Here is a 12405-nt window from a genome sequence, read left to right on the forward strand (position 1 = left end):
ACGATAAGTCCGGTCATGGCTTTTCGTCAAGGTGACGATTAAGCTGCTCGACCATGGACTTCGAGCCGATGGGCGTGGCCTGCGACCTGGTGATCCTGACCGTGCGGGACGGCTCCTTCGAGGTGCTGCTGATCCGGCGGGGCATCGCGCCGCACCGGGGCCGCTGGGCGCTGCCGGGAGGTTTCGTCCGCCCGGCCGAGGATCTGGAGCAGACCGCCCGCCGCGAGCTCGCCGAGGAGACCGGCGTCGACTCGGACCGGATCCACCTCGAACAGGTCGCGACGTACGGCGAACCGGGGCGCGATCCGCGCGGCCGGGTGATCAGCGTCGCCTACCTGGCCCTGGTCCCGGACCTGCCCGTCCCGGTCGCCGGCTCGGACGCGGCGTCGGCGTCGTGGATCCCGGTCGCCGACGTGCTGGCCGACCCCGGCCGGCTCGCCTTCGACCACCACCGGATCCTCGCCGACGCGGTCGAGCGGGCCCGCGCCAAGCTCGAGTACTCACCGCTGGCCACCGCGTTCTGCGCCGACGAGTTCACCATCTCCGAACTGCGCGGTGTCTACGAGGCGGTCTGGGGCGTGGCTCTGGACCCGCGCAACTTCCACCGCAAGGCCACCCGGACCGAAGGCTTCGTCGAGCCCGTCGGTGCGACCACCACCCGCGACGGCGGCCGCCCCGCCCAACTCTTCCGCCGAGGCGCCGCGACCACGCTGCACCCACCGCTGACCCGCGCTTGACCTCGACCGCTCTCGAAGTGTTGTTCTGCTCGGCATGACTTTCCACGTACTGGTCACCGGCGCCGGCCGCGACACGGGTCGCCTGCTCGCGCTGGCTTTCGCCGCGCAGGGCGCCCACGTGATCGCGACAGCCCGAACGCCGGCCGCCGCCGAGGAGACGGTGGCGCTCATCCGTGCCAACGGCGGATCGGCCACCGCCGCCGTTCTCGACCTCGCGTCACCGGAGTCGATCGCGGCGCTGGAGCTCGACCGCCTCGACGTTCTGGTGAACAGCGGAGCCCGCTACCTGGAGGGCGACGCGTCGCCCGCCGACATCACCGACACGATCGCCGGCGCGGCCACCGGCACCGTCCTGCTCACCGAGCGGCTCCTACCGTTGCTCAGAGCATCGAAGCGCGCCGACGTGGTGAACCTGATTTCCGCGGCGGGTGAGCCCGGCCGGCACCGCTCGTCCGCTCACCCGGCCTTCTACGCCGCCAAGCACGCCCAGGCCGGCTACGCCGAGATCCTGTCCGCACGCCTCCGCCCGGAGGGGATTCGGGTGATCTCCCTCTTCCCGCCGGACTTCGTGCAGGCCGGCCCCCGGGAAACCGGCGCGGAACTGACGGCGCAGTCGGTGGTCGACTGCGTCCTGTTCGCCGTCCATCAGCCCCGGGACTGCTTCATTCGCTCGCTCCACTTCGAGCAAGTGGTTGACACTCGGACGACTGCGAAAGAGAATCACTAACTAGAACAGCAATCGTGAATCACTAACGTAAGGCGGGCGATGGGCGAGATCGAGACGCGGATCCGGGGCCTGGTGCCGACCCTCACTCCGGCCGAGCAGCGGGTCGCCGAGCAGGTGCTGGCCGATCCGCTCGGCACCCATCGCGGCACGATCGGGCAGTTGGCCGAGCGGAGCCGGACTTCGCTCACCACGGTGACCCGGTTCTGCCGGGCGCTGGGGATGGCGGGATACCAGGAGCTGCGGTTCGCGCTGGCGACCGAGGCGGGCGAGGCCAGTTCGCGGGACTGGACGCTCGGGGCGGCCGCGGACATCGGGCCGGACGATCCGATGCAGAGCGTTCTCGCCAACCTGGTCGCCACCGACGTGCGAGCTCTTCAGGAGACGGCCTCCCAGCTGGACCTGGCGGTGGCCGAGCAACTCGTCGACGCCATCACGACGGCCCGCCGGGTCGACCTGTACGCCGTGAGCGGCAGTGCGGCGGTCACGAACGATCTGCAGCGACGACTCCACCAGCTCGGCATCACCTGCCACCTGTGGATCGACGTGCACGACGCCCTCGCCAGCGCCACACTGCTCGGGCCCGAGGACGTCGCGATCGGGATCTCGCACTCGGGGGAGACGATCGAGGTGATCGAACCGCTGACGGCGGCCCGGGACGCGGGTGCCGTCACCGCCGCGGTGACGAACTTTCCCCGGTCGGCGATCACCAGCGTCGCCGGGCTGCTGCTGACCACGTCCGCCCGCGAGGCGACGTACCGCTCGGGCAGTCTCTCCGGCCGGCACACCCAGCTGCTGGTGATCGACTGTCTGGTCACCGGCGTCGCGCAGCGGACCTCGCCGGCCAGCGACGCGGCCGTCGCCCGGACCGCCGCCGCGGTCCGGCCGCACCGGGTCGGCCGCCGTACTCCCACCCAGGAAGGATGATCTTCGATGGACCACGTACGTCTTGGCCGGACCGGCCTCCAGGTGTCCAGGCTGTGCCTCGGCACGATGACCTTCGGACTGCAGTCCGACGAGCAGACCTCGTTCGCGATTCTCGACCGGGCCGCCGAGGCCGGCATCACCTTCATCGACACCGCCGACGTCTACCCGATGGGCGGCACGCTCGAGTACGCCGGCCGGACCGAGGTGATCGTCGGCCGGTGGCTCAAGGGCAGGCGCGACGAGTTCGTGGTCGCGACCAAGGGGTGTAGCCGGACCGGACCGCGGCCGTGGCAGGAGGGCAGCTCGCGCAAGCAGCTGACCGAGACGCTCGAGGATTCGCTGCGACGGCTGGGGACCGACTACGTCGACCTCTACCAGCTGCACCACCCGGACCCGGGCACGCCGATCGAGGAGACGCTGTCCGTGCTCGACGATTTCGTGCGGGCCGGCAAGGTGCGCTACGTCGGCTGCTCCAACTTCCAGGCGTACCAGGTCGCCCGGGCGCTGGGGCACAGCGAGACGCTGCGCGTCGCGAAGTTCGTCTCGGTGCAGCCCAGGTACAACTTGCTCTTCCGCGAGCTCGAGCGCGAACTGCTGCCGCTCTGTGCCGAGGAGGGTCTGGCCGTGCTCCCGTACAACCCGCTGGCCGGCGGGATGCTGAGTGGCAAGCATCAGGACGGCGAACCGACTGCGGACACCCGGTTCACGGTCAGCACGGTGCGCGACATGTACCGCGACCGCTACTGGCACCGCGACGTCTTCGCGACCGTCAACGAGCTTCGTGCGGTTGCGGACGAGCTCGGGCTGCCGCTGGTGACGACGGCGTTGTCCTGGGTGATGGCGAACCCGGTGGTCACCGCGCCCATCATCGGCGCCAGCAGGCCCGAGCAGTTGGACGACAACCTGCGGGCTCTCGACGTCGAGCTGGACACCGACACCAAGAAGCGGCTCGACGAGATCACCTACCGGTACCGGCTGGGCGACGCCACGCGCTGAGCTGTCGCTAGGTGATCGCGGCCAGGAGCTCCGTGAGGCGGGCACGGGTGATCTGGTCGGTGTGGGTGCCGGGGGAGCCGCAGGCCCAGGTGCCGGCGATGGTGGCCGCGGCGGCGGCCTCGGGGAGCGGGCTGCCCTCCAGCCAGTAGGTGAGGAAGGCGGCGACGTACGCGTCGCCGGCGCCGTTGCTGTCGACGACCGGGCGCTCGGGGAGCCGCGCGGCCGGCACGTGCAGCGGATCGTTGCCCCGGGCATACACATGGCTGCCGTCGGCGCCGGCCATCGCGATGACGGCCTGGGCCCGGCCTGCGCCGAGGATCCAGTCGATCGCGCCGTCGCCGAGTGCTCCTGCCGAGACGAACACGAGGTCCGCGGCCCGGGCGAAGTCTCGGTGGTAGTCGTTGCTGCGGCCGGCTGGCGGGCGTCGTACAGGGAGAGCCGGCGGGCGTCGGGCGAGACGAGGTTGACGGAGCGGCGGGTGCCGCTGGGGTGGAGCTCGGCATGCAGCGGCAGACGGAGCTCGTCGTACACCTGCCGGATCCGGTCGCCCTCGGGATCGTCGCCGAGTACGTCGGCCAGCCCGCTGCGCAGCCCAAGCCGGTGACAGCCGAGCACCACCCCGTGCCCGGTGTGACCGACGTACGACTCGACCGGCTCGACGCGGATCGTCTCCCGCTCCGGTAACGGCAGTGACGGTACCCGCACGATCGTGTCGATCCCGACCCCGCCGATGACGAACACGTCGAACTCCATCCCGCATCCTCACCCCCCGCACGGGTCATCGCCTCGGACGGTGACCGGCCGGTCGGCTACTTTGCGGGGGTGATCGATGGCGACGGCGAGGTGGCCGGGTGAAGTGGCTGGGGCCGGTGCTCGAAGTGCTGCTCGGATTCGCGCTGTTCTTCGGCTGGATGGCTTTCCTCGGCTGGCTGCTGCTCAAGCTGTTCGGACCGTGGTTGGAGAGGTCGAAAGCGCGGCTCGCGCGCGACCAGGCCGGCGCCGAGCGGTACGGCTGGACGCCGGGCACCGACGCGGACGGCTTGCTCGCGAGTGCCGGCCGCGTGACGTCCGGCCACGACGGCAGCGTGCGCCGGGTGCTGGTCGGCGATTATCAGGGACGCCCGATCCGGATGGCCGAATTCGTCTACAGCGTCCGCTCGCGGTACCTCCCGACGACGTACGTCCGGCACCTCGTGGCGGTCGAGTTGCCGGTCCGGCTGCCGGACCTGATGGTCCGCCGGCAGGCGATCGGTGAGCCGGGCCGGCGCACCTTCGACGCGGAGAGCGGAGCCTTCAACCGCCAGTACGACGTCTCCGGGCCCGACGACCGGTACGTGTCCGCCGTGATGCATCCCCGGATGATGGAGTGGCTGCTCGCCCATCCCGGCCTGGAGCTCTGCATCCACGGCAACCTGGTCCTCGCCTTCGCCGACACCCCCTGGACCGTCCCGACCACCCTCCGGGCGCTGCCCGTGCTGGACGGCGTCGCCGACCGCATCCCACGCTTCGTCCTGAGCGACTACGGGCTGACGGCCCAGTGACCGGTCGGCCTGCACCGCCGGCATGACTTTCGGCAGGGCGCCGGCCTGCCGATCGAGGGAAGCCGGACGCGGGCCGGCGGGCGAGGCTCGACCCATGCTTTCCAGACGCCTCCTCCTCACCGGTACCGCAGCCACTCTTCTGCCCGCCGCCCCGGCAACCGCCTCCGCTCGCAACGCGACGGGCGGCGCGCTCGCGGGCAGTCGTAGCCCGGTCCGGCTTCGGTTTCCGCGGCCGACCGGCCCCTTCCCCGTCGGGACCACCGAGCTGCACCTCGTCGACGCCGGGCGGGACGACCCGTTCGTGCCCGGGCGCCCGCGCGAGCTGATGATCAGCATCTGGTACCCCGCCGCCCGCGCCGGCGCCGACCGTGCGCCGTACCTCCCGCCGCTGACCGCCCAGGTGTACGCCGAGGGCGCGGCGATCGCGCTCCAGCAGCCCCTCGGCACCGTTGACTGGGCCGGCGCGCGTCACCACGCCGGCCTGCTCGCCCCGGTCAGCCGGAGCTGGGGCCGGCGCCCGGTGATCCTGTTCTCGCCGGGCTTCGGCGTACCGCGGGGCCTCGCGTCGGTCATGGTCGCCGAGTTGGCCGGTCGCGGGTACGTCGTCGTCACCGTCGACCACACCTACGAGGCCGCGGCCGTCGAGTTCCCGGGCGGCCGGGTCGCCCTGCAAACGCTGCCGCCGAAACCGTACGCCCTGCTCGCCCGCCAGACCCGCCTGACCGACGTACGCCGGGTTCTCGACGCGCTCACCGACCTCGCCCACGGCCGCAACCCGGACGCCGGACAACGCCGCCTGCCGGCCGGGCTGGGCGCGGTCCTCGACCTGAGCAGGGTCGGCGCCTTCGGGCACTCCGCCGGTGGCATCACCTCAGCCGACGTCATGCTGGCCGACCGCCGGGTACGGGCGGGCATCAACCTGGACGGCACGCTCGGCTACGGCTACCCGAGCCCCTGCGACTCGCCGACTGTGGCGCGCGGCACCGACCGGCCGTTCCTGCTGGTCGGCGCGGGCGGCACCGGCCCTGACGGCGGGCCGCAGACCCACCGCACCGACCCGTCCTGGGGCTTGTTCTGGGAGCGGTCGACCGGCTGGAAGCGGGACCTCAACGTGCCGGCGGGTGGGCACTACACGTTCATCGACCACCAGGTGCTGATCCCGTGGTTCCAGCGGTTCTTCACTGTGCCGCCGGAACTGGTCGCCACCACCGTCGGCACGGTCGACGCCGAGCGCATCCTGCGGTCGCTGCGGACCTACCTGCCCGGCTTCTTCGACCAGCACCTGCGGGGCCGGCCGGGCAGCTGGCGGGACTCGCCGCGCCACCCGGACGTCCGGTTCATTGCTTGATCGGCGCCCCGGTCCTGCTCTGGAGCTCGTCGAAGGTGACGCCCTCGGCGAGTTCCACCAGGCGCAGGCCGTCGTCGGTCACGTCGAGCACGGCCAGGTCGGTGATGATCCGGTTGACCACGCCACGGCCGGTGTACGGCAGGTCGCACTCTTCGACGATCTTGTGCGAACCGTCCTTGGCGACGTGCTCCATCAGCACGATCACCTTCTTGGCACCGTGCACGAGGTCCATCGCGCCGCCCATGCCCTTGACCATCTTGCCGGGAATCATCCAGTTCGCCAGGTCGCCGGTGGCCGACACCTGCATCGCGCCCAGGATGGCGGCGTCGATGGCGCCGCCGCGGATCATGCCGAACGACAGCGCGGAGTCGAAGAACGACGCCCCCGGCAACGTCGTCACGGTCTCCTTGCCGGCGTTGATCAGGTCCGGGTCCTCCTCGCCCTCGACCGGGTAGGGGCCGACGCCGAGAATGCCGTTCTCGCTCTGTAGCACGACGGTGACGCCGGCGGGAATGTAGTTCGGCACCAGCGTCGGCAGGCCGATGCCGAGGTTCACGTACGAGCCGTCCTCCAGCTCGGCGGCGGCCCGGGCGGCCATCTGCTCACGGGTCAGCGGCATCTCAGGCCTCCAGCTTCTCGCGCTGGGCCTGGTAGGCCTCGCGGGGTTGCACCGTACGCTTCTCGATCCGCTTCTCGATGTCCTTGCCGACGGCAACCACGCGCTGGACGTAGACGCCGGGCAGGTGGATCTGGTCCGGGTCCAGCTCACCGGGCTGGACCAGCTGCTCGACCTGGGCGATGGTGATCCGGCCGGCCATCGCGGCCAGCGGGTTGAAGTTGCGCGCCGACCGGTCGAAGACCAGGTTGCCGTGGGTGTCGCCCTTGAGCGCGTGCACCAGGCCGAAGTCGGTGGTGATCGACTCCTCCAGCACGTACGTCGTCCCGTTGATCTCCCGGGTCTCCTTCGGCTCCGAGGCCTTGGCGACCGAGCCGTCGGTGTTGTACTTCTGCGGCAGACCGCCCTCGGCGACCTGGGTGCCGACCCCGGCCGGGGTGAAGAACGCGGCGATCCCGCAGCCGCCGGCCCGCAGTTTCTCGGCCAGCGTGCCCTGCGGCGTCAGCTCGACCTCCAGCTCGCCGGACAGGAACTGCCGGGCGAACTCCTTGTTCTCCCCGACGTACGACGAGGTCATCTTGGCGATCCGCTGGTCGGCCAGCAGGATGCCGAGGCCCCAGTCGTCGACGCCGCAGTTGTTCGACACCACGCGCAGCCCGGTCACCCCCTTGGCGTGCAACGCGCTGATCAGCTGCATCGGGTTGCCGCACAGCCCGAAGCCGCCGACCGCGAGGCTCGCGCCGTCGCCGATGTCGTCGACCGCGGCCTGCGGCGAGTCGTACGTCTTGTCCATCAGGCTGCTCCGTTGCAGATCTGGGGCCCGGTCAGGGGACGGTCCCCCGACTCTAACCAGCCGCCCGGAATCCGGCGAGAGCTGCCCGCTGTGGCCGCGACCACAACACGCCCTAGGCGCTCGCCTCGGCGGCGCGCAGTACGCCGAGCTCGTGCAAAGCCTCTTCCCGGGCGTCGTCCAGCTCCTCCGGACATCCCGTCAGTACGGCGCTGAGGTGTTCCCGGGCGCAGGCCAGGTCGCCCGCGTGGCGCGCCACCCGGGCCAGCCCGATCCGCGCCGCGGCGACGGTCTCCAGCAGGTCGGACCGTTCGCCGACGTCCAGCGCCTGCCCGTAGTCGCGCCGCGCGGCGTCCAGTTCGCCCTCGCGCAGCCGGAGGTCGGCACGCTGACACAGCAGCAGCCCGGCCTCCTCCTCCAGTCCCAGCTCGTCGGCAAGCTCGACAGCTTCGTCGAGCACCGGCATCAGGTCGCTGGTGATCTGCCGCAACGCCGTGAGTGCGAGGAACATTGCCCACCGGTCTTCCAGCATCCGGAACCGGGCCAGCGCGATCCGCAGCGACTGCTCCGCGTCGCCCGGCGCGATGTCGATCAGCCCGGGGTACCCCTTGCACAGCTCGACCGCAGCGCGCGTCCAGGCGTCACCGTCCCGCTCGTGCCGGGCCAGGACCGTAGACACCGTCGCGCTCGACTCGAACGGCCCGAACACCAGCGCCCAGAGCAGCACGGTCACCGGATGCTTGAACGGCCCGACCGCACTCAGCACGACCTGTTGTGCCAGCTCCAGCTGCTCCTGCTCGGCCGACGAGGCGCCGTGCAGGACGGCCAGCAAGTACTCCTCCTCCAGACCGGGCGGCACCGTACGCCCCAGCATGGCCAGCACGCGCTCAGCCGCTGCTGAAGCCTCGTCCTGCAGCCCGCGGGACCACCAGTAGCTCGACAGCCCGGCGACCAGCCGCAGCGCCATCCGAGGGTCGCTCTCGCAGGCCCGCTCGATCGCCGCGACGACCTGGTCGCCCTCGGCCGCCGACCTGGTGCCGGACGCGCCGCCGGGGCCCTGGTCGGCGCTGGGTGCCAGTCGCAACGGGTCGGCGCCGCGCAGCTCCGGGTCGTCGACCAGGTGGATCAGGTACGACAGGTCCTCGTCGTAGCCTCCGCCCCGGAACTCCACATCACTCATTGTCACCCCGCCGGGTTCACCGGCTCACGCGGGGTCAGAACTCCAGTACACCCCAGTGCTCCGGCCGGTGCATGTCGACGGCGTACTGCGGGGCCCAGACCCAGAAGTCCTGCTGCTCGGTCTTGCGGTAGGCGCTGTCGACGACGTCGTGCGACCACTCGACCCGCATCAGGTTCATCCGCCACTCGTCACCCGGCCGCGGCGGGGCGACACCCTGGTTGAACTGGGCCAGCTCCGCCCACGGGAACGCCGCCTCGACCGTCCAGCCGGCGTCGGTGTCGGCGGGGTCGTTCAGCGTCCCGTCGACGTGCACGGCGGTCCGCAGGCCGGGCAGGTTCGTCGGGTCCACTGCGACGCCGCCGTCGGCGTACGGCTTGGGCAGGGTGAGCTCCCAGATCGTGCCGAGCGGGTTGATCTCGAACTCGTAGTAGTTCTGCCGGTCGCCGTCCGGGTCGAGGAACAGCTCGAAGTTGTTCTCCTCGAACAGCAGCGTGTTGCGCTCGGCCATCGTCGACCAGACGTGCGGCTCCTCCAGCTGCGCGCCGAGGTACAGGTACTCGTCGTCGTACAGCAGCTTGGCCCGGGTCCGCAGCGGCGGCGCCGGCCGGTCGCCGCGGATGTCGACGAAGTCGCTCGTCCAGGCCACGTCGGCCCAGGCGGGATGAGTCAGGGTGCCGTCGATCGGCGGTGGCGTGGTGGTGCGGTGGGCCTTGTAGCGGGGCAGATCAGGCATCGGCGCGCTCCAGCAGTCCGGCGATCAGATGGGCCAGCAGGAACGTAACCGCTGTCAGGGCCGGGACGACCAGCAGGGTCCAGGTGGTGAACAGGTGGTCCGACAGGAACGCCAGTACGACCAGCAGCATGAAGGTTACGCCGAGGAACGCGACCAGCCGGGGATGCGGCATCGCGAGCCGGCTGAGCGTCAGCGAGCCGAGCACGATGGTGACCACGACGGTCAGCACGAGCAGCGGAAAGCCCCAGGCGCCGCAGTTCGAGGTGTCGCGGAACTGCTCACAGCCGCGCTCGCTCAGCCAGACCATGCCGATCGTCACGAACCCGGCCAGCAGCCCGACCACGGCCAGCACCAGCAGCGGCGGCAGCGGCGGCGCGTCGAACCGGCCCTCGTCGGCCCGCTCCGCCGCGGCCTCGTCGGCTTGCTCGAGCATCTCCTCGGGATCCGCCGGCATCGGGCGGGTGACCTCGTCGTCCGCGTCGCCCATGCGCGCAGGCTACCGGCTGGATCAGGTGGCGCCGAGCGCGGTGGCAACCGCGTCCCGGACCGCGGCGTCGGGGGGCGCTGGCAGCCCGCGCTCGGCGGCGAGCTCGGCCAGCGACACCATCGTGACGTCGTGCAGCCCGCAGGTGGTGAACGTGTGAAAGACGTGCATCGCCGGGTCGACGTTGATCGAGAAACCGTGGCTGGTGACGCCGCGGCGGATCCGCATGCCGATCGAGCAGAGCTTGCGGTGGTCCTCGGTCCAGACCCCGACCAGGCTGCTCGCGCCGCGCGGCGTCTCCCGGCGAACCAGCGGGAAGCCGAGCTCGCCCAGGCCCGCGATCAGCCCGTTCTCGACCCAGCGGACGATGTCGACCGGGCCACGCTGGTTCAGGTCGATGACCAGGTAGCCGACCAGTTGGCCGGGCCCGTGGTACGTCGCGAACCCGCCCCGGTCGACGGCCACGGACGGGATCGCCGCGGTCTCGGCCGGCAGGTCGGCGAGCGACGTCCGCGGCCCGTAGGTGATCACCGGCGGATGACTGAGCAGGAACAACCGATCCCCGGCGCTGCCCTCGATCCGCTGCTCCACCCAGGTCGTCATGTCCTTGGCGGCGACCTCGTACTCGACCTCGCCCAGGTCGACCCGCTGCAACGCGCTCACTCGCCCAGCTTAGGCCGGACGTTCAGGGGCGGCAGGCATGACTGAGGGCGGTGACTGGTGAGTCACCGCCCTCTTCTGTCGGGCTGACAGGATTTGAACCTGCGACCTCGTCGTCCCGAACGACGCGCGCTACCAAACTGCGCCACAGCCCGAAGCCGGAGTCAGCTTACATGCGGTCCCGGCTGGGACGAAATCGGGTTATTCGGAGGCCCGGATCCGGGGCACGAGGGTGAGCAGGGTCGCCTCCGGACGGCACGCGAAGCGCACCGGCGCGTACGGCGAGGTGCCCAGTCCGGCCGACACGTGCAGCGCTGCCTGGCGCCCGTCGTGGCCCCAGGTGCTGAGCCCTTTGACCCGCGAGGTGTCCAGGTCGCAGTTGGTCACCAGCGCGCCGTACAGCGGCACCGCGAGCTGCCCGCCGTGCGTGTGCCCGGCCAGGATCAGCGGGTACCCGTCGGCGACGAACGCGTTCAGCACCCGCTGGTACGGCGCGTGCGTGACGCCGATCGACAGGTCGGCCGCCGGGTCCACCTCGCCGGCCACCTCGGCGTACCGGTCGCGCTTGATGTGTGGGTCGTCGGTGCCGGCGAAGTCCAGCCGCAGGCCGTTGACCTTGAGGGTGGCCTTCGCGTTGTTCAGGTCGGTCCAGCCGGCGTCGGTGAACGAAGCGCGCATCTCGTCGAACGGCAGGTCCGGGCCGTGCGGCTTGTGCCGCTGCTTCTGCGGCGGCAGCAGGTAGTTCACCGGGTTCTTGAAGTGCGGCTTCCAGTAGTCGTTGGAGCCGAACACGAACACGCCGGGCAGGTCGAGCAGCGCGCCGTACGCCCGCAGCAGCGGCAGCACCGAGTGCGGCGAGGAGATGTTGTCGCCGGTGTTGACCACCAGGTCGGGCTCCAGCTCGGCCAGCTCGTTGACCCAGCGGATCTTTTTCTCCTGGCTCGGCATCAGGTGCAGGTCGGAGACGTGCAGCACCCTCAGCGGGTCCGCGCCCGGCGGCAGCACCGGCACGGTGAACCGGCGCAGGGTGAACCAGCGCGCCTCGATCGCCGCCGCGTACCCGACGCAGGCGGCGCCGACGGCACCGAGCACGCCCGCGGTCTTCAGGGTCGTCGTGGCCAGCCCGCGGAAACTCATTGCTCCAGCCTGCCACAATCGTGGGCATGTCCAACTCCGAGCTGAAGCAGCGCCTGCACGACGACATGACCGCCGCCCTCAAGGCCCGCGACGAGATCCGCAAGTCGACCCTGCGGATGGCGCTGACGGCCGTGACCAAGGCGGAGGTGGCCGGCAAGGAGGCCCGCGAGCTGTCCGACGCCGAGGTGCTCGACGTGCTCACCTCCGAGGCGAAGAAGCGCCGCGAGTCCGTCACCGCGTACCGCGAGGCCGGCCGTACCGAGCTGGCCGACAAGGAACAGGCCGAGGCGGACATCCTGGCCGAGTACCTGCCGGAGCAGCTCACCGCCGAGCAGATCGCCGCCCTGGTCACCGAAACCATCGCCGCCACCGGCGCCGCCGAGCTCGGCCCGCGCGGCATCGGCAAGGTGATGGGCGCGCTCCAGCCCAAGGTCAAGGGCAAGGCCGACGGCGGCGCCGTCTCCACCGAGGTCAAACGCCAACTCGGCGCCTGACCGCCCTGGCGGCCTTCGGTAGGAGTTCGTCCTGGTCG

The 12405-nt window shown here is 71.1% G+C and carries 16 protein-coding genes and 1 tRNA gene; 8 read left to right on the forward strand and 9 right to left on the reverse strand.

Features of this window, described 5'->3' with window-relative positions:
- Positions 1-53: 53 nt before the first annotated feature.
- The 4 genes from KFLA_RS02145 to KFLA_RS02160 are packed head-to-tail and all read left to right on the forward strand — an operon-like array spanning position 54 to position 3384.
- On the forward strand, positions 54-737 hold the full coding sequence (locus tag KFLA_RS02145; RefSeq protein WP_041289105.1) for an NUDIX hydrolase: 684 nt from the start codon (positions 54-56) through the stop codon (positions 735-737).
- A gap of 34 nt (positions 738-771) precedes the next feature.
- Complete coding sequence (locus tag KFLA_RS02150; protein WP_012918111.1) at positions 772-1464, forward strand: SDR family NAD(P)-dependent oxidoreductase; 693 nt, start codon at positions 772-774, stop codon at positions 1462-1464.
- 39 nt (positions 1465-1503) lie between these two features.
- The gene (locus tag KFLA_RS02155; RefSeq protein WP_012918112.1) at positions 1504-2388 is read left to right on the forward strand and encodes a MurR/RpiR family transcriptional regulator; all 885 of its coding nucleotides are present in this window, start codon (positions 1504-1506) and stop codon (positions 2386-2388) included.
- 6 nt (positions 2389-2394) lie between these two features.
- Entirely contained in the window at positions 2395-3384 is a 990-nt protein-coding gene (locus KFLA_RS02160; RefSeq protein ID WP_012918113.1) for an aldo/keto reductase, read from the forward strand.
- A gap of 7 nt (positions 3385-3391) precedes the next feature.
- Here KFLA_RS02160 and KFLA_RS38610 read toward each other — a convergent pair whose 3' ends face one another.
- Entirely contained in the window at positions 3392-3748 is a 357-nt protein-coding gene (locus tag KFLA_RS38610) for a PfkB family carbohydrate kinase (RefSeq protein ID WP_049797244.1), read from the reverse strand.
- Between the two features lie 137 nt (positions 3749-3885).
- Between KFLA_RS38610 and KFLA_RS38615 the strand changes: the two genes are divergently transcribed.
- The 3 genes from KFLA_RS38615 to KFLA_RS02175 all read left to right on the forward strand — a co-directional run bounded on the left by KFLA_RS38615 (position 3886) and on the right by KFLA_RS02175 (position 6273).
- On the forward strand, positions 3886-4068 hold the full coding sequence (locus tag KFLA_RS38615; RefSeq protein ID WP_237706688.1) for a hypothetical protein: 183 nt from the start codon (positions 3886-3888) through the stop codon (positions 4066-4068).
- A 167-nt stretch (positions 4069-4235) separates the two neighbouring features.
- Positions 4236-4925: a hypothetical protein gene (locus KFLA_RS02170; protein WP_012918114.1), complete on the forward strand. Its 690-nt coding sequence runs from the start codon at positions 4236-4238 to the stop codon at positions 4923-4925.
- A 94-nt stretch (positions 4926-5019) separates the two neighbouring features.
- Entirely contained in the window at positions 5020-6273 is a 1254-nt protein-coding gene (locus tag KFLA_RS02175; protein WP_012918115.1) for an alpha/beta hydrolase family protein, read from the forward strand.
- Here KFLA_RS02175 and KFLA_RS02180 read toward each other — a convergent pair.
- From KFLA_RS02180 to KFLA_RS02215, 8 genes are all read right to left on the reverse strand, one after another.
- Positions 6263-6892, reverse strand: coding sequence for a CoA transferase subunit B (locus KFLA_RS02180; protein WP_012918116.1), 630 nt, complete (start codon positions 6890-6892; stop codon positions 6263-6265). The two genes, KFLA_RS02175 and KFLA_RS02180, sit on opposite strands and share 11 nt — an antisense overlap.
- Position 6893: 1 nt before the next feature.
- Positions 6894-7682: a CoA transferase subunit A gene (locus KFLA_RS02185; protein ID WP_012918117.1), complete on the reverse strand. Its 789-nt coding sequence runs from the start codon at positions 7680-7682 to the stop codon at positions 6894-6896.
- 112 nt (positions 7683-7794) lie between these two features.
- Positions 7795-8859 (reverse strand): tetratricopeptide repeat protein, encoded by a 1065-nt coding sequence (locus KFLA_RS02190; protein WP_012918118.1) that lies wholly within the window; start codon positions 8857-8859, stop codon positions 7795-7797.
- 34 nt (positions 8860-8893) lie between these two features.
- On the reverse strand, positions 8894-9592 hold the full coding sequence (locus KFLA_RS02195; protein ID WP_012918119.1) for a carbohydrate-binding family 9-like protein: 699 nt from the start codon (positions 9590-9592) through the stop codon (positions 8894-8896).
- Positions 9585-10079 (reverse strand): hypothetical protein, encoded by a 495-nt coding sequence (locus tag KFLA_RS02200; protein ID WP_012918120.1) that lies wholly within the window; start codon positions 10077-10079, stop codon positions 9585-9587. The genes KFLA_RS02195 and KFLA_RS02200 overlap by 8 nt, the downstream gene beginning before the upstream one ends.
- Positions 10080-10100: 21 nt before the next feature.
- Entirely contained in the window at positions 10101-10739 is a 639-nt protein-coding gene (lipB, locus tag KFLA_RS02205) for a lipoyl(octanoyl) transferase LipB (RefSeq protein WP_012918121.1), read from the reverse strand.
- Positions 10740-10817: 78 nt separating this feature from the next.
- Positions 10818-10891 (reverse strand) — tRNA-Pro (locus KFLA_RS02210).
- A gap of 46 nt (positions 10892-10937) precedes the next feature.
- Complete coding sequence (locus KFLA_RS02215; protein WP_012918122.1) at positions 10938-11873, reverse strand: metallophosphoesterase; 936 nt, start codon at positions 11871-11873, stop codon at positions 10938-10940.
- A gap of 26 nt (positions 11874-11899) precedes the next feature.
- On the opposite strand from KFLA_RS02215, the gene KFLA_RS02220 reads away from it, so the two are divergent.
- Positions 11900-12367, forward strand: a complete 468-nt coding sequence (locus tag KFLA_RS02220) for a GatB/YqeY domain-containing protein (RefSeq protein ID WP_012918123.1) — start codon at positions 11900-11902, stop codon at positions 12365-12367.
- Positions 12368-12405: the final 38 nt, after the last annotated feature.

This window comes from Kribbella flavida DSM 17836, assembly GCF_000024345.1.
Taxonomy (GTDB): Bacteria; Actinomycetota; Actinomycetes; order Propionibacteriales; family Kribbellaceae; genus Kribbella; species Kribbella flavida.